This window comes from Ralstonia edaphi, from assembly GCF_958350185.1.
GTDB classification, from domain to species: domain Bacteria; phylum Pseudomonadota; class Gammaproteobacteria; order Burkholderiales; family Burkholderiaceae; genus Ralstonia; species Ralstonia edaphi.
Window position 1 is genome coordinate 377,717 of record NZ_CATWHI010000001.1, and the last position, 23,333, is coordinate 401,049.

The following is a 23,333-nucleotide window of genomic DNA, read 5'->3' on the forward strand; positions in this document are numbered from 1 at the left end:
GTGCGGATCGAACCCTTGCATCGGCTCAGGCGGTGGTCTTCTGGCCGGCAAACTGGCGCGCGAGCTGGGCTTCGAGCGCGGCGTCTTCTTCCTGCCATTCCGTCGCGCGGCGCCGCGCGGTCACCATGCGCTGTTCGGCGCGGTCGACCGCTTCGCATTTGGCGTTGGCACGCGCGACATGCCGCTGCGCGCGTGCCTGCGCCATCTGCTCGGCTGCCAGCGCCGTGCCGGTCTGCTGCGATTCGACATGCGCTTCGACAATGGCGCGATCCAGCGCCAGCCGCGCAGCGTTGGCCCCGCATAGCAGCGCGACGGCACTGCGCGCATCTTCGCGCACGGCCTGTTCGATGGCGGCGTCGTGTGCGGAACGGGCCGATACCGTCTGCTGCAGCCCCTGTTGCGCTGCCGCGTTCTGCGCGGCAGCCTGCGCCACCAAGGCAGCCTGCTTCTGAGCCCGCGCCACGGCACCGAGCTTGCGCGCCTCGCGCACGCGGGCGAGTTGACGCAGCACGTCGCTCATAGCGCCCCCACCACGGCTTCGAGATCGGCCACCGTGCGCTCCAGCTTCACATGCGCATCGGCGTCCTGCTCAAAGAAGCGTGACAGAGCGGCATGCGCGCGCAACGCGGTATCGCCCAGGGCATCGCTGCCCTCGCGGTATTCGCCAATCTGCACGAGCAATTCGATCTCCTGATATTTGGCCAGCAACTCGCGCACACGTTGCGCGGCGGCGCGGTGCGCGGGCGTTGTCACCTGCGGCATCACGCGGCTGATACTGGCCAGCAGGTCGATGGCCGGATAGCGCCCCGCCAGCGCCTGCTTGCGCGAGAGCACGATATGGCCATCGACGATGGAGCGCACTTCTTCGGCAATCGGGTCACTCTCTTCGTCGCCTTCCACGAGCACGGTGTAGAAGGCCGTGATGACGCCATGCGCACCGGCGCCCGCGCGCTCCAGCAATTGCGGCAACACCGAGAACGTCGACGGCGGAAAACTGCGCCGCGTGGGCGGCTCGCCGCTCGCCAGGCCCACCTCGCGCTGCGCGCGCGCAAATCGCGTGAGTGAGTCCACCAGCAGCAGCACGTTCTTGCCGCGGTCGCGAAAGTACTCGGCCACGGCGGTAGCCACCAGCGCGCACTTCACCCGTTCCATGGCCGGGCGGTCAGAGGTCGAAACCACCAAAACCGTCTTGCGCCGCGTCGCCTCCGGCAGGCACAGCTCCAGGAATTCGCGCACCTCGCGCCCGCGTTCGCCGATCAGCGCGATCACGTTGACGTCGCTCTGCGCGCCGCGCGCAATCATGCCGAGCAGCGTGCTCTTGCCCACGCCGGATGGCGCGAAGATGCCCAGCCGCTGGCCAATGCCCACCGTCAACATGGCGTCGATGGCGCGCACGCCGGTGGAAAGCGGTGCGTCGATGCGGCGGCGTGACAGCGGGCTCGGCGGCTCTGCGTGCGTGGAAACACGTTCGTTGGTGAAGAGCGGCCCGGCGTCATCCATGGGCGCGCCCAGCCCATCGAGCACGCGGCCAAGCAGCGCATCGCCCACGCCAAAGCGATGTGCGCTGCCGGACGGGATCACCTCCGTGGCGGCAGACAAGCCGTGCACGCTGCCCAGTGGCGTCAGCAAGGTGGACTGCCGCTCGAAGCCGACCACTTCCGCATAGACGCTGCGCTCACCGGGCGTACGCAATTCGCACACCTCGCCCAGCCGCGCCTGGATGCCGGATGCGTTCAGCATGAGCCCCACCGCACGGTGAATGCGCCCGCGCATCTGCACGCCGGTGCCCACGCCGTCGGCGCGATCCAGCACGCCGCGCAGGCTGCGTTCCAGATCGCCCGCGTCGATGATGTGGCTCACGGCCGGTTCGGTCATGCTTCGTCCCCCACCAGCGCGGCGTGCAGCGCAGCCAGTTGCGTGTCGATGCCGGCCTCGACCACGCCCGATGCGGTTTCCACCACCAATGCCTCTTCCGACAGGCTGGCATCGGGCACCACGCGCACGCGGCGGGTACCGTCGGTCATGGTGCCGAGCACACGCTCAAGATCGGCCACCTGCTGCGGGGCGATGCGTACCGTCAGCACAGGCTCGTGCTCGACCAGCGTTTCGATGCGGGAAAAGGCCTTGGCATAGATGGCGTCGCGCGGCAGGTCGGCCGCCAGCTCGCGCACCGTGCGCGTGACGAGTTCCGCCATCAACTGCTTCATGGCGGCCAGGGCGCGCGCGTTCGCCAGCGCATCGGCGTACAGGCGCGTGGCGGCTTCGCGTTCGCCCTTTTCATAGCCGGCGTCGTAGCCGGCCTTGAGCTGTTGCTCACGATGGGCCTCGGCATCCTTGAGCAGGCGCTCCCGTTCCTCCTGGGCAGTGCCGAGGATGCTCGTGGCATCGAGCAGCGCGGCGTACTCGTGCTGCTTGAGCACCTTGCGCTCGCTCAGGATGTGCAGCTTGTCGGTGGTAATCAGAAAAGCCAGTCCCATGCCGGCACCTGTTCAGGAATCAAGCTCAGCCGCAGCAGCTCGCCCAGTTCGGCGCGTTGCGTGCGGCCCAGTAAATACGGCGGCCGATCGGCATCGGCGGCGTTGCGTGGAAACTTCAGCGCCAGCCGCCGGATGACGGCCGGGCCGAAGGGCACCAGAAAATCCGTCAGCAGCCGGCGACCACGGGCACGCAGCGTTTCCACCGCCAGGCGCGGATACTGGCGCTGCGCCTGCAGGGTCTCGGCGACGGCCTCGAAGGCCGGCATGCGCTCCAGCGCGAATGCCACCAGCGGTGCGCCGAACGCCAGGTCGATGGCCTGCCGCGTCTTGCGCGACACCTCGCCCTCGCGCAGCCACTGGCGATGCAGGCACAGGCCGCAGCACACCGCCATGCGCTCCAGTGCGTCGGCAGGCAGCAGGGCGATGCGCTTTTCCACGGCAGCAAAGTCGTAGTCCCATTGCCCTTGCAACTGATGCGCCTGCAGCAGCGCCCGCGCCAGCACGGCGCGACCGGCCTCGCCGTAACGGGCGGGGTCGCGCAGCGCGAGCGGCCAGTCCGCCGGCAGCCACGATGCGTCGATATAGCGATCCGGCCGCAGGTTGAACGTGGCGACCAGCCCCGCGAGGCGCGCATCGATGGTCATGACGCGCGTTCCGGCCTGCGCCCGGCGAGGTTGTCGAACACGCCACGCCGCCATGCAACGAGACCGGTCACCACCAGCGCCGCGACGATCAGCAAGCCGAGCAACCACACCAGCGGGTTGCGCGTGCTGAATGTGCCGAGCAACGCCGCGCCTTTGCGCACGTCCACGGGCACCGGCTGCGCGCCCTGCAGGAACAGCGATACGTTGTCGTAGCTCAGCCCCTCGATGCTGTGCGCGACGAGGTCTTTCACCATCGGCGCCATGGCGGTGAGGTTCACGCCGGGCCGGTAGCGGATGTACACGGCTGCCGACGCAGGCTTGGCCTTGTCGGCCAGCGGGTCGTTCTCGGGAATGACGACGTGCACGTGCGCGAGCATCACGCCGTCCACATCCAGCAGCGTGCGCGACAGCTCCTGCGATACGCCGTAGATGTAGCGCACGCGCTCTTCGGCCGGCGTGGCCACCAGCCCCTGCTTCTGGAACACCTGGCCGAGCGACGCGAGGCGCGGGCGCGGCAAGCCCTGCGCGCGCAGCACCGCCAGCGAGGGGCCCATGTCGGCCTGGTCGACGGTGAGCGTCCAGGTGCGGCCCTCCTGCCCCTGGCCGTCCTGCACGAGCTTCTGGCCGCTGATGCCGGCTGACGACAGCGCGGCCACCATCTCGTTGACCTCGACCTCCGACAGGCCGGTGTACAGCTCCTGCTCGCACCCGGCCAGGCCGAAGAGGCAGGCAAGCGCCATCAGCACACCCAGCAATCGGTTCATGTCAGCCTTCCTGGTTCTTCAGCAGCGAGTGGCTTACGCCGTTGGCGGCCTGCGCAAAGCTCATGTCCATCTGGTACTCGGCCAGCGTCATCGAGGCGAAGTAGCTGAAGTCGGCCAGCTTCACCATCGTCATGGTCACGTCCATGCTGTCGAGCGAATCGAGCATCTCTTGCCGCTTGCTGTTGATGCTGGTGTAGCGCTCGTTGAGGTCGTGGCCGTAGTCGCGCCACTGGCCCATCGCACCGTCGGCGCCGGGCCCCCGCGTGAATGAGAACGACACATCCGGCACCGGCGACGGCGTTGCGTTGGCGGCCGTCGGAATCGGCTGCGGCGGTAACGTCGCCGGCTGCGCCGCGGTGGTCGCAACGGGGCGCATCATGCTGCCGAACTGCTGCGCGTCGGTGGGCATTGCAGCCTGCGTTGCTGGAGCGCCGATGCCCTGTTCGACCTGCCCCGGCCCTTGGGCCGCATACGCGGCGGGGTTCACCTGTGCGGCCTGGCTGGCGCCGGCAGCACCGCCGGCTTGCACCTGTGCGGCCTGAGTCGCGGCAACGGCCGCAATCGCGTTTGCTTCGATCGACATCGTGCCCTCCTGAATTCGATGAAGCGGCGGCAGGCCGCGCCCGCCGCCGCTGGGTTGCGCGTCAGCTCGCGCGTGCGCCGTCGCGGACGGCACCGGCGGCCGAGGCTGCCGTGTTGCTCAGCGATTGGGCCGCGCCGATGATGCCGCTGGCGGCGGCGCCCTTGGCTGCGGCAGCCTGCACTGCCGTGGCGATCTTCAGCTGGTCTTCGCCGGACTGGTTGATGCTGCCGATGGCGCCGTCGACGCCGGTGGTGGGTGTACCCATGGTGCTCTCCTGGATGTCAGTCAAAAGGGTGAAAAAGGACTACCAACTTCACTGTCAACTGCTTGCGGTGGAAGCCGACATCGCATCTGCCGGCCCCTCCGTACGACACACCCCGCGCGCGGGAAAGGGGAACCCGCTGCGCTACGGTGTTTGCGGCTGCACCGGCCATGTGACCGATTGCCCGCCGCGGTCGAGCACCACACCATCTGAAGCGATGCTCTTCACCTGGAGGCCGCCCTTGAGCCGGGCGCCCTCGAAATACAACTGGCCGTCGCGCGTCTGCACAAACCGCGTGCCGTCTTCGTCTTCGTACGTGCTGACGATGGCGGGCAGGCCGTCGGCGCGCGGCGTTTCGGCCGCGATGTTCGGCGGCGGCGGGCCATCCCACGCCACGCGGTCGACCACTTCGACGGCGGGCTTGGCGTCGCGCGCGTAGTTTCGGATGCGCTGCCATGCCTGGGCGCGATCGGCCGTGCCGCTCACCACGATGCGGCCGTGTCCTTCGTAGGCCACGTTCAGCGCGGCGGTGCCGCTGGTGCCGCCCGCACTGAAGTACTGCTGCGCGGCGGCCAGCAGGTCGCTCACCACGTACACCTCGCCGATCGACACATCCGACAACCCGCGCGCGCGGCTCAGCAGCGCCTGGTGGTCGGCCTCGGTCGGCACGTAGCCGGAAACGCGCGAGGTGCCGTCCGACGCGGGCGTCACCACGATCTCCGCCGGGTCGCCCAATGCGTGACGGACCTGCGCCGCGCGCGCCGCCGGGTCGCGGCCCCAGAGGGACCAGCCGTCGTGCCCGGCAAACGCCACCACACCGCCGGCCAGCAGAACCGCAAGCCACAGGCCGATGCCGGCCACCAGCCACGTCCGCCCGCGGCCGGCCTTGGTGGACACCCGCGACAGCCACACCGCCGCGGCCAGCGGCAGCCACGACGGCACGCGCTCCGCCAGCGCCGTGGCGCCCGCGCCTTCCACCGCGGCGGCCGGCATGCGGATCGTCCCGACCTTCTCGATGCCGACGCGAATGTCGCCCATGGCGATCACATCGCCCGGCACTACGCTGCGGCGTGTCTGGCCGAATGGCTGGCCGTTGAGCGTGGGCTCGGCGTCGTCCAGCCGCCGTGCGGACACCGCGATGCCGCCTACCTCGAACATCAGCTCCCGCGCGGCGACGCTGCTGTCGGGCACGATGATTTCGCAGGTGGGCGCCGAGCCGACCACGTTGGCGCCCATCCGCAGCGGCATCGATCTGCCGTACAGCGGACCGCTCAGGAAGCACAGCTTCCAGGGCGATTTATCCGAGTGCGGCGAGGGTTGTGTGGCTGGCGGGTTCATGCAGTCGCGAAACAGGCGGCGTGGGCAAGGCACCGACACTGGCCGGCGGCTGATTGGGTGCCGGCGTGTCGGGCAGCGGGCCCGGTTTCCAATCGGTCGCACCCGGCACCGGCATGCCAACGCCCGGGATCGACACGGCGGGCACGTCGTTCGGGTTGGTGCTGGCGGTGGTCAGGACGCGCGGGGTCAGCAGATAGAAGCGCTCCATGTGCTGACCGGTCTTGTTGGTGTACTTGAACAGGTTGCCGATGAAGGGCACGTCCGAGAGGAACGGAATGCCCGACTTGGTGTTGTTCAGGCTGTCGGAGTTGAAGCCGGCAATCAGCAGACTCTTGCCCTCTTCGATCATCGCCTTGGTGACGATCGAGCGCTCCTGCACCACCGGCAGTTGCGAGACGCGGTCGTTGGTCAGGTTGCCGTCGTCGATGTCGATCGACATCATCACGCTCATCTGGCCGGCCTCGTTGACGATGAGCGGCGTGACCTTCACGCTCGTGCCTGTCGTGATGCCGTACAGCGACGCATCCTGGAAGCCCGACACCGGCACGTAGAAGTGGATGAGGTTTTCAAGAATGGCTTCGGTGTTGTCCAGTGCCAGCACCTTCGGCTTGGCCTGCAGTTGCGCGTTACCGCTCTGCGTGAGTGCGTTGATGCGCGCCAGCAGGTAGTTGCGCAGGCTGCCGCCAATCGACGCCGTAAGCGCCATGCCAACCGGCGTGGTGGCGCCGGTCTGGCCGTCTTCCGTGGTGCCCACGTTGAAGGTGAGCGGCGGATTGTTGCCGTTGCCGGATTGGAAATCGCCGTGCTTGGTGTGCAGGCGCCAGTCCACGCCGAGGCTGTCGAGCGAATCGGTGCTGATGTCGATGATCGTGAGGTTGATCTCCACCAGCCGCGGCTTGGTATCGAGCGAGGCGATCAGGCGCTCGTACTGCGCCATGTGCTCGGGCACGTCGCGGATGAGCACGGCGTTGATGCCGGCGTCGGCTTCGATACGCGGCAGGTCAGGCGGCGTACCACCGCCCGATGCGGCGGGCGCCTGCGCGCTGTAGCCGGAATCCCCTTGCGACCCTGCCAGCGGGATCTCGATGCGCGGCACGTTGATGCTGTCACCGGAGCTGAGCTTCATCTGCCGCGTCGGCCCGGTCAGCCGCATGGCGCGCGTGGGCGACATGCCGGGGCTGCTGGCTGCCGGATTGGGCGCGCCCAGCAGCCGACGCATCATGGTGGCAATGCCGGGAATCGTCACGGGCTTGCCGGACCGGTTGATCTCCACATCGCCCGCCCAGGCGTACTTGAGCGGGAATGCGCGAATCTCGGCGCGGTCCGCACCGCGTGACGGATCGGCAATCGATGCAATGGCCTGGCGCACGAGTTCCACATAGCGCTTCGGGCCAGACGCGTAGACCGTGTTCTCCTTGTCGCTCACGACGAGCGGGAAGCGCTGATCTGTGATCTGCATGGCGCGCAGGATCTGCGCAAGTTCCGGGCCGCTGCCCTTCGGGATCGGGAACACCTGCGTCTGTGAATCGTCGGCGCGGTCCACGTAGATGAGCGAGCCGTCGTAGTACCAGGTGAGCCCGTAGGTGGCGCACACGGTATTGAGCGTGCTGGCCGGCGGGCCCGAGAACTTGCCGTTGATGGTGCCTTCCACCTTCGGGTCGACGACCGCCGTCACGCCCTGGGATGCCGCCAGCTCGCGGATGAAATCGCCCACTTTCTTGCCTTCGGCCACCAGCGTGTACGACCGGTTGCGCCAGCGCAGCTCGGCCGCCTCCACCACGGCCGCCGTCGTCAGCAGCCACAGGCACGCCGCTGATGCACTCCACTGCAGGAATCGATAGCGTTTGTTCACGCGTGTTCTCGCTCGGTTATGTTGTTGTTCGTTCGGCGCCATCTCGCGATCCCCCCGCTAGAAAGGCGCCACACCGCCGTAAAACACCTGATCGAGTGCCATGCGGGCAAAACGCAGCACCTCGCGTCCGCCCCACCCCGCCAGCACCACGATGGTCACCATCACCGCAATCAGCCGCACCGACAGGCCGATGCTCTGATCCTGGATCTGTGTCACTGCCTGCGCGATGGCAATCAGCAAGGCCGATACCGTCGCCACCGCCACCACGGGCAACGAGACCAGCAGCACCAGCAGCAGGCCCTGGCGTGTGGCTTCGAGAATGGTGGCGCTCATGTTCATGGGCCTGTCTCCTTGCGTGTTCCGCGTGTTCTGTGTGTCAGGCCGGGTTGGTCACCCAGCCCACGGTGTTGAGCTCGATCGCTTCGTCGATCTCCTGGTACGACAGCACCGGAAGATCGCCAAACACCGGCTGCAGCATCGTCTTGACGTAGCGCCGGCAATTGAGCGACACCATCACCGCCAGCGGGCGGCCATGGCGGTCTTTCTCCAGCGGGCGGGTGCCGCCCAGGATCTTGACCACCTGGTCGGTGATCGCCTGCTTGGCGTCGCGCGTGAGGCTCAGCACGCTGCCCTGCTTGGTGTGCACGACGGCCTGCTCGATGCGCTCCTGCAAGGACTGCTCGAACAGCACCACGTCGAGCACGCGGCTGGTGCCGCAGAACTGCTCGGTGATCTGGCGGTGCAAGTCAACGCGCACCAGCTCCACGAGGCCGATCACGTCTTCGGGCTCTTTGGGCGACCACGTGATCAGGCTCTCGAAAATGGCGCGCAGGTTGCGGATCGACACGCCCTCCTGCACCAGCCGGCGCAGCACTTCGGTAATGCGCTGCGGCGGGACGAGGCGGGTGAGTTCGGCTACAAGCTCGCCGTGTTCGCGGCGCATGATCTGGATGAGGTTCTGCGTTTCCTGAATGCCGATGAGCGAAGCGGCATTGCGCTCGATGAGCGTTTCGACTTCGGCGGCAAGACGGTCTTCGGCCGGCACCGCGCCGTCGGAAATCGCATCGCGCTCGGGCAGCGTGCCTTCAGCGGCCAGCACGTCCTGCACGAGCAGCGCGTAGCCGTGGGCGGGCAACGTCGCGTCCCAGTTCAGTTGCACGCGCGGGAACACCGCACCGAGCCTGCGCTGCACGCGCGATTTGGCTTCGGCCAGGCGCGTCTGCAGGGCAACGAGTTCGATCTCGCCGCGCAGGTCTTCCGACAGGCGCACGGCGATGGGCGGCGCAATGCCTTCCGCCGGCGAGCCTGCCTCGGGCTCGGCCAGGCGCCGTGCATCGGGGCCGAGCACAAGCAGGTCGAGCGGCGGCGCCTGTCGGCGCTGGCGCATGCGCAGGAAGGCGGCCGCCGCGGTGCCGATCGCCAGCAGCAGAAACGACCACTTCGGAAAACCCGGCACCAGCAGGAACGCCAGCAGCACGCCGCTGGCCATCAGCATGCCGCGCGGGTGGGCGGTGATCTGCGCGCCGATCTGCTGGCCGAGGTGGCGCGCCTCGCGATCACGCGTGGCGACACGGGTGGTGACGATGCCGGCGGCAATCGACACCAGCAGCGACGGAATCTGCGAGGCCATGCCGTCGCCCACCGTCAGGATTGCGTAGCGGTGCAGCGCGTCGCCGATCGACATGCCGTGCATCAGCGCGCCCACCGCAATGCCGGCCAGGATGTTGATGACCGCGATGATGATGCCGGCAATGGCGTCGCCCTTGACAAACTTCATCGCGCCGTCCATCGCGCCGTGCAGCTGAGATTCCTGCTCCAGCGCTTCGCGGCGGCGCTTGGCTTCGTCCGACGTGATGATGCCGGCGCGCAGATCGGCGTCGATGCTCATCTGCTTGCCGGGCATCGCATCGAGCGAAAACCGCGCACCGACCTCCGCCACGCGCTCTGAACCCTTGGCGATCACGATGAACTGCACCACCGCGATCACCAGGAACACGACACCGCCGACCACGAAGTTGTTGCCGACCACGAGCTTGCCGAAGGTGTCGATCACATGGCCCGCATTGGCCTGCAGCAGGATCAGCTTGCACGAGGCGATGTTCAGCGACAGCCGGAACAGCGTCGTGAACAGCAGCACCGCCGGAAACGACGAGAACGCGAGCGCCGACGGCAGATAGATCGACACGCACAGCAGCACGATGCTGGCCGCCAGGTTGAGCGAGATGAGCCCGTCCAACACCACGGTCGGCAACGGCAGCACAAAGAGCGCGACCACCGCGACCACGAACACGGCAATCGCAATGTCGTAGTTCACCAGCCGCGCCCAGCGCATGCCGGAGAGCGGAACATCCAACGCTGCAGCAAGATTCCGAGGCTTTGCCATGGAGCGCCTTTGGGCCCGTTTTGGACTGTTGGGACTGTTTTGGGGCCGCGTGGGCCCACGAATCTCCGTAGAAGACAGGCGCTGTTGAGCACCTGCTTCTCTTGCGAAAGTGTAGAAGTGAGGGGCCTCTGCGCTCAACGCGAAAACTCGTAGTCAAGCGGACAATCTCTGACGAAGATTCGGGGTCGACTACGCTTTTCGGTAGTTCATCGCCGCGTGTGCGCGCCACTACAGTGAGTGCATTCACTTGCCACGCGAGAGGCCACGGTTGACTGCTTCGAATGTGGGTGCCGGCGATGTCCGCGCGCCGATCCTGTTTGGCGAAGAACACATCGTGGTCGATGCGGAATCGATCCGCCTGGGCGCAATGGCACGCGCCGAGTCCTTCTCCGAAACCGCGCAGGACCTGCGGGCCGCGCACGGGGCGCAGGAACGGCAGTTGCTACTGCGCGCCGTCTTGCGCAGCATCGGCTTCGACTGGCTCTGCTACTACCGGCTGACACGCATTGGCGAATCGATTACGCGCGTGCTGTACTTCCGCGCGTATTCGCCGCCCAACTGGCCAAAGCGCTACGTCGACGAACGCTACTTTGAAGTCGACCCGCGCCTGGCCTTCGCATTGCGCTACGAGTGGCCGCTGGTGTGGGACCTGGCGGATCTGGGCGCCACGCTCACCGCGCCATCGGATGCCGATCGCCTGCACCGCCTGCTGCAAGACGCAGAACGCTCCGGCCTGCGCAGCGGCATCAGCTTCGGGGTCGTGAGCCCCCGCAGCCTGGAACACAGCGTCATCTGCTTCGGATCGGGCAACAACGCCAAGGGCTGGATCGCCGACAACGTAGTCGGCCAGGCCTATGCCGTGGGGCTTGGCGTGCATGAATTCCTGATGCAGCACGCCAAGCCGTTGCATGAAGACGCGCACGCGCGGGCGCTCTCCCAGGTGCAACGGCAGATTCTGGAATTCATCACCAGCGGGTTGTCGGACAAGGCCATCGCCGAGCAGCTCAACATGTCGCCGCACAACGTCGACTATCACCTGCGCCAGCTCAAGAAGAAGTACGGCGCGCAGAACCGCGTGCAGCTCGCCTACATGGCCGGGCGGATGTTGATGACATGAACACGCTCGACGCCCGCATGCTGTCGGCAGTGGACCCGGCCCTGGCCCGCACGCTGTCTCGCCTCTATCTCGCGCGCGCGGCACTACCGTTTTCCGTAGGCGAGACACCCTACGAGGTGCGTTGCGAGGCCCATGCCGTGCAAGCTGCGGCGCAAGCCTACCGATTCACGCTGGGCGATGCGCTGGGCTGGCTGCTGCTCGACGCGGCCGCCGAACGCGCATGGCTGGCCGACGCCGCGGATGTGCACGTGCCGCAAGCCTTGCGCTGCGCCGTGCTGGCCGATGCGCTGGCGCCGCTCGCACGCGGCATCGAACAACGCAGCGGACGCGCGCTTGCGTGGTTGCCGGAGGCCGCCTCGCCCGACATACGGCTGGACCGGCCCGACGTCCTGCAAATGCTGGTCTCACGCCGCGATGAAACACCTGCCGAAGACGGGGTCGCATCGTGGCAGGCACGCGCAGGGCTGCTGTTCGACGCGCCGCAGGCACTGCCTGAACTGTGCCCGGCCGAGTTGGCTGCGGAGCCCATCCCGCTGGCGGCCTTCATGGGTACGCAGGTGCCGCTGCGCTTCGAGCTGGGCGCCACGTTCCTGTCGCGCCGCGACTTTGCCGGCATTGCGCTCGGCGACATCGTGCGCATCGAAAAATGGCTGCCGGCCGGCAACGCCCTGCGCTGCGTGGCCCGTGTGCGGGGGCGGCTGCACCTGCGTGTGTTCGGGCAGGTGCAAGGCAACCGCATCGTGGTGGAAAACATTGAGGAAAAACCGATGACAACCGAAAACGCAGCCCCCCTCAACGCTGCACCCGGCACAGAGGCCCCAGCGAGGCCGCTTCCGACCGACAGCCTGGACGACATCGAACTGGTCACCACCTTCGAGCTGGAAGAACGGCGCCTGTCGTTGGCCGAGCTGCGTGCGCTGCGGCCCGGCACGGTGATGGAGCTGGCGCAGCCGCTCAACCAGGCCGTCATCCGGATCCTCGCCAACGGCACGCCGGTGGGCGAAGGCCACCTGATCGCCGTCGGCAACCGGCTCGGCGTGCGTGTATCGCGCTTCATCGGCCAGGCGGCACCCGGGCAGGCATAACGCCCGGCCCGCTTCTCCCTCAACAAGAACAACGCATCGACACACTCGACACGCACATGGGAAACCTGCCCAATCCCGTAGCGATGATTGCCGTGGTGGCGGCACTGGGCATCGCACCCTTTGCCGCGCTCATGGTCACGAGCTACACCAAGCTGGTGGTGGTGTTTGGCCTGCTGCGCTCGGCGCTGGGCATCCAGCAGGTGCCGCCCAACATCGTGCTCAACGGGATCGCCCTGATCCTGACGGTGTTCATCATGGCGCCCGTCGGCATGGACATGGTCGACAACCTGCGCGGGCGCAATTTCAACCTGAGCAGCCAGATGAGCGTGGACGACGTGATCGCCATCCTCGATGCAGCACAGCCGCCGGTGAAGAAATTCCTGCAGACCCATACGCTGGAATCGGAGCGCAACTTCTTCGTCAAATCCGCCACGAGCATCTGGCCCAAGGAGCGCGCGGCCGGCCTCAAGAACGACGACCTGACCGTGCTCGTGCCGAGCTTCACCCTCACCGAGCTGATCAAGGCGTTCCAGGTGGGCTTTGTGCTCTACATCATCTTCGTGGTGGTCGACCTGATCGTGGCCAATCTGCTGCTGGCGTTGGGCATGCAGATGATTGCGCCGACCACCATCTCGGTGCCGTTCAAGCTGCTGCTGTTCGTGATGCTCGACGGCTGGTCGGTGCTGGTGCACGGGCTCGTATTGTCTTATCGATAAAGGTGGCGACCATGCGTGCCAGTGCCTTCATCGTCGCCGCCATGGCGTTTGCCGCCTGCATGGCCGCCACCTCTGCCGTGGCGGGGCCGCGCATTGATGCGCGTGCCTTCGCCACGCTGGCCGCCACCTGCGCGCCGCGGGTGGACCGCCTCACGCTCGAAGCGCTGGTGCGCACGGAATCGGCCTACAACCCGTATGCGATCGGCGTGGTGGGCGGCCGGCTGGTGCGCCAGCCCGCCACGCTCGAAGAAGCCGTGGCGACGGCACGTTCCCTGGAACGTCAGGGCTACAACTTCAGCGTCGGCCTCGGGCAGGTCAACCGCTACAACCTCGCCCGCTTTGGCGAGACGCTGGAGACGGCCTTCGACGCCTGCCGCAACCTGCGCGCAGGCGGCACCATCCTCGCCGAGTGCTTCGCGCGCTCGCTGCCGCGCTATGGGGACCAGCAGCAGGCGTTGCGCGCCGCGCTGTCGTGCTACTACAGCGGCAACTTCGAGACCGGCTTCCGCCACGGCTATGTGCAGAAAGTGGTTGCCAACGCCGGCGACGTGCCGGCCATCGTGCCCGACGCGGCCGGTGGGCGGATCGAGCCGATTCCCGTGGTGCCCGCGGGCGGCGGCACGCCGGCCCCGAGGGGGCCACGCGCAGCTTCAGCGCCGGCGCAACCACGGGTGCTGACCGGCAGCGCGTGCACGGGCCAGGCCGGCCGGCAAGTGATGATCCTTGCGTGCAATCGCGCCGACGGCACATCGTGCCTGCGCTGCGTGGCGCTGCCGCGCTGACTGCCGCGCAGCAGCTTCCACAACGTCGTTCCTGCTCAAATCAGATGAGGTTCAGGCGGCCCGCAATGTAGGCGAGTTGGGCACGGTTGGTCGCTCCGTAGCGGCGGCGGATCAGGCGCAGGTGGTAATCCACGTTGTGCGCCGTCGTGTGCAGCTTGATGGCGATTTCCTTGTCGCTCATGCCGGAGGCCAGGCACGTCAGCACACGGCTTTGCATGACGGTAAGCGGTGCCTCTTCGCTGCATGCGCGCGTATTGCGCGCGAACGTTTGCAGCGGCGCCCGCCAGACCTGATGCAACGCCATGCCAAAGAGAATCGACTGGCCGAGCACGCTGTCGCTGATCCACTCCCGCCCGGCGTGCGGCGAGCTGAGGCTGACAATCGCATGGCTCGTGCCCTTGCCGGCGCCCAGGCTGAACATCACGCCGCTGCGCAGGCCGTGTTCGTCCATCGTCTGCAGCAGCGCGCGCAAGGCGGGCTCCATGCGTGCCTGGCCGCGCGCGAGCGATGCCAGATCCCACACCAGCGGCATGCCGGTCGCAAACACCGCAGGCAGACGCGGGTCGACCGTGAAGAGGCGTTCGTCGCAATAGCGCTGCAGGAACCGGGGCGTCACGTAGTTCTTCAGCATGGCCACCGTCGGCGGCGCGTTTTCGTGGCGTTCGGTCAGCGCGTAAGTCAGCGACGAGAAGCCCATCAGCCCCATCAGCCCGGACACGATGCGCGCGCGCTCGGCCACACCGCGTGCGGCCTGCAGCTCTGCCGCAAGACGCAGGCGGCCGGGGTGTGCGGGCGCCGGTTCAAAGAAGAGCGCGTGCTCGTCCACGGGAACAACGTCCGTGCCCGGCGGCAGCGGCACGAAGAAACGATCGCCGTTGGCGGCATCGTCTGCAGCGGTGCGCGCGGATAGGGAATCGGCGTGGCCGGGTAAGGCGGCGGGTACCGACGCGGCTTCCGCCTGTGGTACGGGCAGCGCATCCAGGTCGATCTGGACGGAAGCCCCTGGGCGGGCGGAACCGCGAGACTGCCCGTCCGCCCCCTTGAGCGCGGGGCGCATGTCCATCAGCAGCGCCAGATCTTCGGCGCGGGGGAAACGTACTGCCTGCAAACCATCTGCGCGATGTGCGGCGGCCATTGCCGTCCTCCGGTCATGTTGGAAACACCTGCTTGGCCGCCGGAACGCTTCCGGCCATCGCCAAGACTGGTTTCCCCCCCCGGGGGATGACTTTTGCTGTGCGGTGACCCTGTTCACCGCGGGCCCGGATCGTGAAAAGCGACGTCCGGCCTACGTTTTGGCGCATTGTGGCAAGCCGGCGGCAACGTTGTCCAACAAAACTTTTTAGTTCCCCACCATCGACGCGGCTTATGTCGCAATGCAGCGAACAACGCCCCTGACAGTCGCCATGGGGCGGCGGCTCCATGCCCCTTGCCGCATGCCGGGCATCACCGTGTCAGGATTGACCTGGCGTTATAACCAACCCTATATTGCGAAGAACCCACCCAATCTGTCGCCGGCGCCCAACGCGTCACCTCGGTTCGAGGGAATCGTCCGGCCGGCCGATGGCACCCTCGCAAACTATCCGCATGTCCGCATCCATCTGGACGCCTCTGCTGCTCTCACTCAAGGTGGCCGGCTGGGCGACTGCCCTCAACCTCGTGCTCGGCGTCGGCGCGGCCTACGCGCTGGCACGCACGCGCAACCGCCTGCGCGACGTCGTCGATTCAGTCCTGACGCTGCCGCTGGTGCTGCCGCCCACGGTGCTCGGGTATTACCTGCTGGTGTTGCTGGGCCGGCGCGGCACGATTGGCGGGTGGCTGGACAGCCTGGGCATCCAGCTCGTCTTTACTTGGCAGGGGGCGGTGATTGCCTCCACGGTGGTGGCGTTTCCACTGGTCATGAAATCGGCACGCGCCGCCTTTGAAGGCGTCGATCACCAATTGGAGAACGCGGCGCGTGTGCTGGGCTTGCCGGAAGCCGCCGTGTTCTTTCGCGTCACGCTGCCGCTGGCTGCACGCGGCATTGCCGCCGGCGTGCTGCTGGCCTTCGCACGCGCCTTGGGCGAATTTGGCGCCACGCTGATGATCGCAGGCAACCTGCCGGGCCGCACGCAAACGCTTTCCGTTGCCATCTACGAAGCCGTGCAGGCCGGCGACGACGCCACGGCCAACACGCTGGTGCTGATCACCTCGCTCACGTGCATCGTGGTGCTGGTCGTGGCCAGCCGCCTGCTGCAAGGGCGTACACCGAGCCTGCAGGAGCAGTTGGCATGACCGGCGGCATGATCGATCTCGTGGTGCAGAAAACGCTCACCAGCGCGGCGCGGGTGTTTTCGCTCGACATTGCCGTCCGCTCGGACAGCCGGCGCGTGGTGCTCTACGGCCCGTCGGGCGCCGGCAAGAGCCTCACGCTGCGCGCCATTGCTGGCCTGATGACACCTACGCGAGGCCGCATCGTCCTGAACGGCCGCACGCTGTTCGACCATGCCGACCGCGTCAACCTCAGCGCGCAGGAGCGCCGCGTCGGCTATCTCTTCCAGGACTACGCGCTCTTCAACCACCTGACGGTGGCGCAGAACATCGCGTTTGGGCTCAAGCGCGGGTGGTTCAACCCGCCGCGCCGCACCCGCGACCCGCGCGTTCAGCAGTGGATCGACACATTCGAGCTGGGCGCCGTGGCCGCCAATTATCCTTCGCAGATCTCCGGCGGCCAGCGCCAGCGTGTGGCGCTTGCCCGCGCGCTGATCGCGGAGCCGTCCATGCTGCTGCTCGACGAGCCCTTTGCCGCGCTGGACCCGGCGTTGCGTACGCGCATGCGCTCGGAGCTGTCTGCCCTGCAAGCGCGGCTGCAGGTGCCGATGCTGATGATTACGCACGATCCGGCCGATGTAGAGATCTTCGGCGACCACGTATTCGAGCTGCGCGATGGCCGTGTCGTCGCCGATGCCGTGCGCGCGCCCGATGCGGCACCGCTGTCGCCGTATCCGCATCTGACGGCGGTTGTGACCCGCTGACCTCAGAAGACGCCCAACGCGAGCCCGATAGCCATGGCCTGCCCGACGGCACGGCAGCGCTCCAGGTCGTCTGCGCCAAGTTGTTTTGGCGCGAGGATGGCCTCCGGCGTTTGCGCGTGCGTGCAGACAATGATCGGCTCGGCCACGGGCTTGAGCCGCCAGCCGGTGGCAATGCGTTCAATCTGACGCACGGCGTTCTGGCCATCGCTGCCCGCGCAGACGAGGCACGCGTATGGACGGCCGTTGATGCGATCAAGCGCGGGGTAATAGCAGCGGTCGAAAAAATCCTTGAGCTGGCCGCTGATGGCAGCGAGGTTTTCGGGTGTTGCGAAGAGATAGCCGTCTGCGGCAAGCACGTCGCCGGGACCCGCTTGCGCGGCGTGCAGCAAGCGCACAGTCACACCGTCCTCTTCTGCGGCGCCCGCCTGCGCGGCCTCGGCCATCTGGCGCGTGCCGCCCGTCATCGAGTGGTAGACGATCAGCAGGGTCTTGGGCGTCATGGGCGCTTCAAGCCAATCCCAGAATCACGCTCGATGCCTCGAACACCGCCATGGCTTCCACGCCTTCGGCCAGTGCCAGCATTTCCACCGCCGTGCGCGAGAGCATGGCCACCAGCACGGTCTCGCCTGCGGACGTGGCATTGGCATCCGCCAGGCGCAGCCGCACTTCGGCCTGCACCGCACCATCGCGGATTTCCGTGACGACGCACGGCAATTGGTTCTCTGCCGAGACGCGCCATTCACCGGCGCCGCGCATCAGCATCACGGCAGGCGCCTTGATGAGCGCGACGGCATGCACTCCAGGCGCCAACCCCAGCAAGCGCGTGCTTTCCTGCGTGATGGTGGCGGCGACGGGCTGGCCGCCAGGCAGACGCAGCGTCACCACATCATTGACGGCGCCCGGCGCGACGGATTCCACCGTGCCGAATAGCGTGTTGCGCGCGCTCGTTCGCAACATCAGGCGACGCATCAGGTTGACGTCTTCACTGGCGGCTTGCGCGGCGGCATCCAGGCGATCGACAAAGCGGCGATGCTCGGCTTCCAGCACGCGGAAACTCTCGATGAGCCGTTGCGCGCGCGGCGTCAGCACACTGCCGCCACCGCCCTTGCCGCCCGTGGTGCGCACCACCAGCGGCTCACCGGCCAGGTTGTTCATGGTGTCGATGGCGTCCCACGCGGCCTTGTAGGAAAGACCCACGGCCTTGGCGCCTGCCGTGATGGAGCCGGTCTGCCCGATGGCAGCCAGCAGTTCGATCCGGCCGTGCCCGCCCCAGTTGTCTTCACCGGCGCGCAACCAGATGGTGCCGTCGAGTTCCAGCATGTCGTCCCGTCTTGAATGGAGATTGCAACATGCAGGATGTTAACGTGTTAACGCCGATTCGCTGGCTCAAGCCGCCGCCAGGCGCGGCGTACGCACATGCAGCAGCACCGAGCGCGAGAGCAGCAGGCCGCCCAGGAAGCCGAACAGCGCGCTGAACAGCGCCATGAAGCTGCCGGAGTGCGAAACCTCTGGGTGCATCGCCAGCATCACGTTGTAGACATAGCGGGCGGCAAACAGGCCCACGATCACCACCATCGGCACCCAGCTCCCGGGCACGCGCACGGTGTCGGCCATTTCAGACGCGGCACCGTCGGGCGGAGACATGTACGTCAGCAGGAATGCCACCAGAACGGCGACCAGCCACATCGTCAGCGCCAGCGGGCTGCCATGGCTTGCCGTCGACACGCCGTGCAGCGAGTACGCTGCCACCACCAGCGGCAGAACGATCAGGCGGCGGCGCGACACGATGCGCGGCTGCAACTGGCGCACCCCGATGCCGATCAGCACGGCAAACACCACGAACACCCAGGTGGGCGTATGCGACACGATGGAGGTAATCGATTCGAGCATGGCGGTCTCCCTGTTGGAATGCCGCCAGCTTAGGTGCCGGCTCCCGCACGCGGGAGCGGATTGCGACGAACGGCAGAAACGCCGGTATGAACGGTGGAAAAAGCGCGATTCGGGTCGGGCGGTCAGCCCAGCGCGGCGCGCACGCCGGCATCCACCACCGACAGGTGCGCCCGCAGCAAGCGGTCGAAACCTTCGGCCGTGACCGGCTTGCCGATGTAGTAACCCTGGATTTCCTGGCAGCCCGCCTTGGCGAGAAACTCCACCTGGTCGGCATCTTCCACGCCTTCGGCGGTGACCGTCATGCCCAGGGCGCGGGCCATGGCGACGATGGCCTCCGTCAGCGCCACGGAATCCGGATCGCCCGGAATGCCGGTGATGAACGAGCGGTCGATCTTTACGTTGCTGATCGGGAAGCGCTGCAGATACGACAGCGACGAATAGCCGGTGCCGAAATCGTCGATGGAGATCCGGATGCCCTGCGCGGTGAGCGCATCGAACATGGGGCGCACTTCGTCCGCACCGCCCATCAGCAGGCTTTCGGTAATTTCGACTTCCAGCGCGGTGGGCGGCAGGCCGGTGTCGGCCAGCGTCTGCTCGATCATCGGCACCACGTCGCCGGCCTGGAACTGGCGCGCCGAGAGGTTGACCGCCATGCGGAAGTCGTAGCCAAGCGCCTCGTACCAGATCACGGCCTGCTCGCAGGCACGGCGCAGAACCCATGCGCCAATCGGCACGATCAGCCCCGTCTCTTCCGCCACCGGGATGAACTCGACCGGCGAGATCGCCCCGAGCTTGGCGCTGTTCCAGCGCAGCAGCGCCTCGGCGCCGACGATGCGATGGCTGGCCAGGTCGTACTTGGGTTGATAGACGAGCTGCAGTTCGTTGTTCTCGCGCGCGTCGCGCAGCGCGTTTTCCAGCATGTAGCGGCGTTGCAGGCGGGCGTTCAGTTCAGCCGTGTAGAACTGCGCGCGGTTGCGGCCGTTCTGCTTGGCGCGGTACATGGCGGCGTCGGCCGAACGGAGCAGATCGGAACCCGAAATGCCGTCGTGCGGATACAGCGCCACGCCAATCGACACGCCCAGGTAATAGCGCCCGTTGACGGTATCGAACGGCTCACGCATGGCCTGCAGCAAGCGCTCGGCCAGCAGCGCAATGCGCTTTCCCTCGACACGCTGGTCGATGAGGATGACGAACTCGTCGCCGCCTAGACGGGCGATCACGTCGCCGGGGCCGATGCAATCGGTGAGGCGCGCGGCGGCGCTTTGCAGCAGCGTGTCGCCGCAGGCATGGCCTGCCGTGTCGTTGACGCTCTTGAAGCGGTCCAGGTCGAGGAAGAAGAGCGCCAGTTCGCGGCTCTCGTCGCGCGCGCTCTCGATGGCGCTTTCCAGATGCGCGATGAAGAAGCTGCGGTTGGTCAGCCCGGTGAGCGCATCGTGCGCGGCCAGATGGCGCAGGCGCTGTTCGGCACGCTTGATGTCGGTGATGTCGGCAAACGACAGCATCACGCTGCTGGGCGTCGGCTCGGCATGACGACGGATGGGGATGATGTTCTGCCGCACCCACATCAGTTCGCCCGTCTTGAGCAGCAGCCCGTAGACGCGGCCGAAGATCGGCTCGCCGGTGCGCAGCACGTGCCCGGACGGCATCATGGTCAGGCCGACTTCCTTGCCGTCTTCATCGACCACGCGTTGAATCGGGTCGAGCCGGTTACGACCGACGAGCTGCCCGGGACGCACGCGCAGGATGCGCTCGGCACTGGCGTTGGCCGCCTGCACCACCCCATCCGGCGACATGATCACGACGCCCTCGTGCAAGTTCGAGATCGCCAGGCGATAGCGCTCTTCGCTTTCGGCCAGACCGCGTTCGACGTTGTCTTTCTGGATGGCGACGCCCGCCAGGTGCGTGACGTCGTCCAGGAAATGCTGTTCTTCCTCCACGGGCATGCACGGCTGTCGATAAAACAGGCCCAGCACGCCGAGCTTGTCCCCGCGCGACGAACGGATCGGCAACGCCCAGGCAGAAGCAAAGCCGGCCGACAATGCTGCCGTGCGCTCATGCTGCCAGCGCGGGTCGGTCGCAATGTTGTCGATGAAGACGGCGTCGCCCAGGTACACGGCGCAACCGCATGCGCCGGCATCGGGGCCGACAGGCGTGTTTTCCAGTGTGGCGGCATAGGCCGCAGGCAGCGTGGGCGCAGCGGCCACGCGCAAGGTCTGCGAATCGGCGTCCAGCAACAACAGCGCCGACATGGCGTTCGGATAGACCTGTTCGACGTACAGGCACAGGTGGCGCAGTACGGTCGACAGCGTCGCATTGGAAGCAAGTTGCGCAAGCACGGCATTCTCCGAAGCGAGCAGGCGGCGCGCATGCAGCGCCTCGGCGCGCGCCTGTACGGCGTGGCGCTCCAGCGCATGACGCGACACGGCTTCGCGCAGCACCAGCATGACGGCAGGCTGGCCCTCGTGCTCGCACGCGGCGGCTTCGCTGGCAACCAGCACGTGCGTGTAGTCGGCGCGCACCAGACGATGTTCGACCGGCTGGGCGGAAGCACCGCTGCTGACCATGCCCGCCAGGCGCGGCACCACCTGTGCAACGTCATCGGGATGAATCAGGCCGGCCAGCTGCAGGCCTTCCAGCTGCGCTGTGTCGTGAGCACCCAGCAAGCGCACGGCCGCCGGGTTGGCTCGCACGACATGCCCGTCCACGGTCAGCAATACGGCGTCGGACGACAGCCGTGACAGTGCGTCGAAATCGGAACCGCGCACCCCGGTCATTGCCCGGGCCATGGCCGCCACCGGACGTTGCGCGGCCTCGGAGCCCGGCGCAACGTCTGCAGGAGAGGCTCCGGCCTGGGCCGGAAGAAACTGGGTCATGGGCAGTGCGATGGCTTGAGCAGTGACAGCGACAGCGACGGCAACGGGAAAGCGGGACCCGAGACGACACGTGTCTCCGCCCTAACCACAACGGCGCGCCGGCGGAAAACTGAAGGGTGCTGTGTGCGATACCCCTGAGGGCCGTATGGTGGCGATCCTACGTTGGCATCGCTCAAGAAAAAACCCGCGCTCAGTTGACGAGGCGCGGGTTGAAATCTCTGGACCGTGTCGATCTGTTCCAGAGAGGAGAACCGACCCATGAGGCGACCGACGCAAGGCTGCATCGCACCGCCATGTTGTGAATCATAGTGGCCCCCTTGGAAAAACAAAGGGCGGAAAAGGCCGGGTATTCCATCCCATTTTCATTTCCGCCGACCCATTTGTTCTGGCACTGCACGAACCCCGTTGCTGCTTGTCCCGTCTGCTTACATCGTCCGCATGTGCGGGCCGTGTGTGGAGGCCGTTTCACGATGCCAACGATGCCGGAAAAAAATCTCCCCGGCATATTGGTTGGTCGCTACATTCAAGAGAATGTTCCAGGGCTTCCCGATTATGTCGTTCACATGAACTATTTGCGCAGGCAAAATCACGCGCGGGTGACCCATGAGGCAGATTGCCACGTCAAGTTCGCGCGCGGCGTGCCGTTACTGGTCGAAAGAGCGCGCCTGTCTCGTGACTTGGCAGGCGCAATTTGGATGCCCGTGCCTGGACTGTTCATGCCGTCTCTGTCTCCCCCCAATCGATCGCTTTCACGGCGCACCGTGCGGTTGCTGATTGCCGTCAGCGTGCTGGCCGCACTGGTTGCGTTACCGCGCGCGCACGCTTCAACGGCACCCACGGCTGCGGCAGCAGCCGCGCCTGGCCGGCCGCCTGTTGCGGCCGCCGCACCCGCCGCAATTCCGGTTCCGAAGACAAGCAAGGCCGCGACCGTTGCCTCTACGGCCCCGACCTGCCGAGCAATCATGCAGCGCCTGTCGGGCAGCCTGGCTGCCACGCCCAGCACGGCCGACAAGCCGGGCACCGTGATGATCGACGTCGACAAGGCCGGCGTGATGATGGCCTGCAGTCATTCCGACTCGATCGCCATCCCCGTACCGGGCGGCAAGCCGCGATGACGCGCTTCGCCTTCGGGCCCCGCGTCTTGACCGGCATGCTGGCGACGCTGGCAGCGCTGACCTTGCCGGTGGCCGGCGCAGAGCGCTGGATCGCACTGCCCGATCAACCGGACAGCCGTGCATCGCTCGACGTCGGCAGCATCCAGCGCATGCCGAGCGGACCAGTCAGTGCCTGGGTGCGCGTGGAAGCGTCGAACCGCGCGGGCATGCGTTCGCTGCGGCGCATGTTCGGCGCCTTTCGCGGCGACATGGCCGATTTTCTGTACACCGTCGATTGCCGCAGCCGGCAGTTCTCCGTCTCGCAAGCCAAGCTGTATCAAGGCGCGCTGACCGTCAGCGAGCGGCAGATCGCCAACGATGCCGGCTGGCAGCGCGTGGACGGCGTCGGCTTGGCGGGCGAAGTGGCGCACCAGCTCTGCGGCGGATAGCCCCCCTACTTTT

Annotated in this window: 24 protein-coding genes; 8 read left to right on the plus strand and 16 right to left on the minus strand. The window is 66.9% G+C overall.

All coding sequences use genetic code 11. The features are described 5' to 3' along the window. Nucleotides 1-25: 25 nt before the first annotated feature. The 11 genes from R2669_RS01685 to R2669_RS01735 all read right to left on the minus strand — a co-directional run bounded on the left by R2669_RS01685 (nucleotide 26) and on the right by R2669_RS01735 (nucleotide 10,252). Nucleotides 26-520 carry a hypothetical protein gene (locus R2669_RS01685; RefSeq protein ID WP_316898198.1) on the minus strand — a complete coding sequence of 165 codons (495 nt, stop codon included), beginning with the start codon at nucleotides 518-520 and terminating at the stop codon, nucleotides 26-28. Continuing rightward, the gene (locus R2669_RS01690; RefSeq protein WP_316876461.1) at nucleotides 517-1,875 is read right to left on the minus strand and encodes a FliI/YscN family ATPase; all 1,359 of its coding nucleotides are present in this window, start codon (nucleotides 1,873-1,875) and stop codon (nucleotides 517-519) included. The genes R2669_RS01685 and R2669_RS01690 overlap by 4 nt, the downstream gene beginning before the upstream one ends. Then, the gene (gene sctL, locus R2669_RS01695; protein ID WP_316876463.1) at nucleotides 1,872-2,477 is read right to left on the minus strand and encodes a type III secretion system stator protein SctL; all 606 of its coding nucleotides are present in this window, start codon (nucleotides 2,475-2,477) and stop codon (nucleotides 1,872-1,874) included. The genes R2669_RS01690 and sctL overlap by 4 nt, the downstream gene beginning before the upstream one ends. After that, nucleotides 2,459-3,121: a SctK family type III secretion system sorting platform protein gene (locus R2669_RS01700; protein WP_316898200.1), complete on the minus strand. Its 663-nt coding sequence runs from the start codon at nucleotides 3,119-3,121 to the stop codon at nucleotides 2,459-2,461. The genes sctL and R2669_RS01700 overlap by 19 nt, the downstream gene beginning before the upstream one ends. Next, nucleotides 3,118-3,885 (minus strand): type III secretion system inner membrane ring lipoprotein SctJ, encoded by a 768-nt coding sequence (gene sctJ / locus R2669_RS01705; RefSeq protein ID WP_316876465.1) that lies wholly within the window; start codon nucleotides 3,883-3,885, stop codon nucleotides 3,118-3,120. Before sctJ ends, R2669_RS01700 begins: the two co-directional genes overlap by 4 nt. Nucleotide 3,886: 1 nt before the next feature. Then, a complete protein-coding gene (locus tag R2669_RS01710) occupies nucleotides 3,887-4,468 on the minus strand; it encodes a hypothetical protein (protein ID WP_316891257.1) in 582 nt (193 codons plus the stop codon). 61 nt (nucleotides 4,469-4,529) lie between these two features. Further along, nucleotides 4,530-4,733: a hypothetical protein gene (locus R2669_RS01715; RefSeq protein ID WP_147218483.1), complete on the minus strand. Its 204-nt coding sequence runs from the start codon at nucleotides 4,731-4,733 to the stop codon at nucleotides 4,530-4,532. 141 nt (nucleotides 4,734-4,874) lie between these two features. Next, complete coding sequence (locus R2669_RS01720; protein ID WP_316898202.1) at nucleotides 4,875-6,068, minus strand: FHA domain-containing protein; 1,194 nt, start codon at nucleotides 6,066-6,068, stop codon at nucleotides 4,875-4,877. Next, nucleotides 6,028-7,962: a type III secretion system outer membrane ring subunit SctC gene (sctC, locus tag R2669_RS01725; protein ID WP_430708750.1), complete on the minus strand. Its 1,935-nt coding sequence runs from the start codon at nucleotides 7,960-7,962 to the stop codon at nucleotides 6,028-6,030. The genes R2669_RS01720 and sctC overlap by 41 nt, the downstream gene beginning before the upstream one ends. Before the next feature lie 15 nt (nucleotides 7,963-7,977). After that, nucleotides 7,978-8,253: a type III secretion system export apparatus subunit SctS gene (gene sctS / locus R2669_RS01730; RefSeq protein WP_024978637.1), complete on the minus strand. Its 276-nt coding sequence runs from the start codon at nucleotides 8,251-8,253 to the stop codon at nucleotides 7,978-7,980. 43 nt (nucleotides 8,254-8,296) lie between these two features. Next, the gene (locus R2669_RS01735) at nucleotides 8,297-10,252 is read right to left on the minus strand and encodes an FHIPEP family type III secretion protein (protein WP_316899038.1); all 1,956 of its coding nucleotides are present in this window, start codon (nucleotides 10,250-10,252) and stop codon (nucleotides 8,297-8,299) included. A gap of 319 nt (nucleotides 10,253-10,571) precedes the next feature. Between R2669_RS01735 and R2669_RS01740 the strand changes: the two genes are divergently transcribed. The 4 genes from R2669_RS01740 to R2669_RS01755 are packed head-to-tail and all read left to right on the plus strand — an operon-like array spanning nucleotide 10,572 to nucleotide 14,003. Next, on the plus strand, nucleotides 10,572-11,420 hold the full coding sequence (locus R2669_RS01740) for a helix-turn-helix transcriptional regulator (protein WP_147216330.1): 849 nt from the start codon (nucleotides 10,572-10,574) through the stop codon (nucleotides 11,418-11,420). Then, nucleotides 11,417-12,505: a FliM/FliN family flagellar motor switch protein gene (locus R2669_RS01745; protein ID WP_316898204.1), complete on the plus strand. Its 1,089-nt coding sequence runs from the start codon at nucleotides 11,417-11,419 to the stop codon at nucleotides 12,503-12,505. Before R2669_RS01740 ends, R2669_RS01745 begins: the two co-directional genes overlap by 4 nt. Before the next feature lie 56 nt (nucleotides 12,506-12,561). After that, the gene (gene sctR / locus R2669_RS01750; RefSeq protein ID WP_024978633.1) at nucleotides 12,562-13,221 is read left to right on the plus strand and encodes a type III secretion system export apparatus subunit SctR; all 660 of its coding nucleotides are present in this window, start codon (nucleotides 12,562-12,564) and stop codon (nucleotides 13,219-13,221) included. Nucleotides 13,222-13,232: 11 nt separating this feature from the next. Continuing rightward, entirely contained in the window at nucleotides 13,233-14,003 is a 771-nt protein-coding gene (locus R2669_RS01755) for a lytic transglycosylase domain-containing protein (RefSeq protein ID WP_428984288.1), read from the plus strand. Nucleotides 14,004-14,043: 40 nt separating this feature from the next. On the opposite strand, the gene R2669_RS01760 is transcribed toward R2669_RS01755, so the two are convergent. Next, nucleotides 14,044-15,138 carry a helix-turn-helix transcriptional regulator gene (locus R2669_RS01760; protein WP_316898206.1) on the minus strand — a complete coding sequence of 365 codons (1,095 nt, stop codon included), beginning with the start codon at nucleotides 15,136-15,138 and terminating at the stop codon, nucleotides 14,044-14,046. A gap of 449 nt (nucleotides 15,139-15,587) precedes the next feature. Between R2669_RS01760 and modB the strand changes: the two genes are divergently transcribed. Both modB and R2669_RS01770 read left to right on the plus strand, forming a co-directional pair. Next, nucleotides 15,588-16,274: a molybdate ABC transporter permease subunit gene (gene modB / locus R2669_RS01765; protein WP_147219124.1), complete on the plus strand. Its 687-nt coding sequence runs from the start codon at nucleotides 15,588-15,590 to the stop codon at nucleotides 16,272-16,274. Further along, nucleotides 16,271-17,014, plus strand: a complete 744-nt coding sequence (locus tag R2669_RS01770; protein ID WP_316898208.1) for an ABC transporter ATP-binding protein — start codon at nucleotides 16,271-16,273, stop codon at nucleotides 17,012-17,014. The genes modB and R2669_RS01770 overlap by 4 nt, the downstream gene beginning before the upstream one ends. 2 nt (nucleotides 17,015-17,016) lie before the next feature. On the opposite strand, the gene R2669_RS01775 is transcribed toward R2669_RS01770, so the two are convergent. From R2669_RS01775 to R2669_RS01790, 4 genes are all read right to left on the minus strand, one after another. Continuing rightward, nucleotides 17,017-17,514: a flavodoxin family protein gene (locus R2669_RS01775; RefSeq protein WP_147219120.1), complete on the minus strand. Its 498-nt coding sequence runs from the start codon at nucleotides 17,512-17,514 to the stop codon at nucleotides 17,017-17,019. A gap of 7 nt (nucleotides 17,515-17,521) precedes the next feature. Continuing rightward, the gene (locus R2669_RS01780) at nucleotides 17,522-18,334 is read right to left on the minus strand and encodes a TOBE domain-containing protein (RefSeq protein ID WP_316898210.1); all 813 of its coding nucleotides are present in this window, start codon (nucleotides 18,332-18,334) and stop codon (nucleotides 17,522-17,524) included. A gap of 66 nt (nucleotides 18,335-18,400) precedes the next feature. Further along, a complete protein-coding gene (locus R2669_RS01785; RefSeq protein WP_147219116.1) occupies nucleotides 18,401-18,904 on the minus strand; it encodes a DUF6622 family protein in 504 nt (167 codons plus the stop codon). A gap of 122 nt (nucleotides 18,905-19,026) precedes the next feature. Next, nucleotides 19,027-21,777 carry a sensor domain-containing protein gene (locus tag R2669_RS01790; RefSeq protein WP_316898213.1) on the minus strand — a complete coding sequence of 917 codons (2,751 nt, stop codon included), beginning with the start codon at nucleotides 21,775-21,777 and terminating at the stop codon, nucleotides 19,027-19,029. A gap of 470 nt (nucleotides 21,778-22,247) precedes the next feature. Between R2669_RS01790 and R2669_RS01795 the strand changes: the two genes are divergently transcribed. Together R2669_RS01795 and R2669_RS01800 are read left to right on the plus strand one after the other, a co-directional pair. Then, a complete protein-coding gene (locus R2669_RS01795; RefSeq protein WP_316898215.1) occupies nucleotides 22,248-22,892 on the plus strand; it encodes a hypothetical protein in 645 nt (214 codons plus the stop codon). Continuing rightward, nucleotides 22,889-23,320, plus strand: coding sequence for a hypothetical protein (locus R2669_RS01800; protein WP_316898217.1), 432 nt, complete (start codon nucleotides 22,889-22,891; stop codon nucleotides 23,318-23,320). The genes R2669_RS01795 and R2669_RS01800 overlap by 4 nt, the downstream gene beginning before the upstream one ends. The last annotated feature ends 13 nt before the right edge of the window (nucleotides 23,321-23,333 follow it).